Source organism: Sphingomonas sp. Leaf33, assembly GCF_001421785.1.
Classification (GTDB): domain Bacteria; phylum Pseudomonadota; class Alphaproteobacteria; order Sphingomonadales; family Sphingomonadaceae; genus Sphingomonas.
Genome location: NZ_LMLB01000002.1, coordinates 1 through 1,239, shown reverse-complemented (window position 1 = coordinate 1,239; position 1,239 = coordinate 1). Strand labels below are relative to the sequence as shown.

Sequence of the window (1,239 nt, the reverse complement as noted above, 5' to 3'; positions counted from 1 at the left end):
GAGGACTCTCCTTGGTCAGCCCCCATTGAAGTGGTCCGCTCTTTGGTATGGCTTTTGAGCCTGGAGGACGGACAAGATGGCAAAGCACCCGAAGCCCGAGGAGATCGTTGCCAAGCTACGGCAGGCGGATGTGCTGATCTCACAGGGCCAGAGCGTGGCCGATGCGATCCGCGCGCTCGGCGTGAGTTCAGTGACATACTACCGGTGGCGGCGTGAGTTTGGCGGGCTGAAGTCAGATCAGGTTCGACGGATGAAGAGCCTTGAGACTGAGAATGCTCGGCTTCGAAAGGCAATCGCCGATTTGACGCTGGACAAGCTGATCCTGCAGGAGGCGTCCCGGGGAAACTTCTGAGCCCCGCGCGCCGACGCGCTTGTGTCGAGCACATCCTGCTGACGATGAATATCTCCGAGCGCCGCGCCTGCCGGGCGCTCGGTCAGCATCGCTCGACACAGCGCAAGGTGCCGCGGGGCCGCGACGACGAGGAGGCGCTGACAGCCGATCTCGTGGCATTGGCCGAGAAGTACGGACGCTATGGCTACCGCAAGATCAGCGCGTTGCTGAAGGCGGCCGGATGGTTCGTCAACGACAAGCGCGTCGAGCGGATCTGGCGGCGTGAAGGTCTGAAGGTCCCAGCCAAGCAGCCCAAGCGAGGGCGGATCTGGGACAACGACGGCTCCTGCGTCCGTCTTCGCCCGGAACACCGCAATCACGTGTGGTCGTATGACTTCGTCGAGGCACGCACGCATGACGGGCGCAAGATCCGGATGCTCAACGTCGTTGACGAGTTCACCCATGAATGCCTGGCGATCCGGGTCGCTCGTAAGCTCAAGGCGATCGACGTCATCGACGTACTCTCGGATCTGTTCATCCTACGTGGCGTACCTGGCCATATTCGTTCGGACAACGGGCCGGAGTTCGTTGCGAAGGCCGTCCAAGCTTGGATTACCGGCGTCGGAGCAAAGACGGCCTACATCACGCCAGGCTCACCATGGGAAAATGGCTACGTCGAAAGCTTTAATGCACGGCTTCGCGACGAACTGCTCAACGGCGAGATCTTCTACACACTCAGGGAAGCGCAGGTCGTCATCGAAAGCTGGCGACGTCACTACAACACCGTGCGCCCGCATGCCTCTCTGGGATACCTGCCGCCGGCACCGGAGGTGTTCATGCCAGCCTTCTCCGCTTGGCCGGCTGCGCTCGCCCGACCAGCTCCGCCGGCCAAGCTACCCGTGGCGGAG

The 1,239-nt window shown here is 62.1% G+C and carries 1 protein-coding gene; it reads left to right on the top strand.

Going from position 1 to position 1,239, the window contains the following annotated elements; genetic code table 11:
- Positions 1 to 76 precede the first annotated feature (76 nt).
- Positions 77 to 1,239, top strand: a protein-coding gene (locus tag ASE86_RS11785) for an IS3 family transposase (protein ID WP_235524091.1) whose coding sequence is annotated in 2 segments (ribosomal slippage) — positions 77 to 338 and positions 338 to 1,239 — 1,164 coding nt annotated over the 2 segments. Because the reading frame shifts where the segments join, the coding sequence is not laid out codon by codon here. This gene is flagged as partial in the annotation.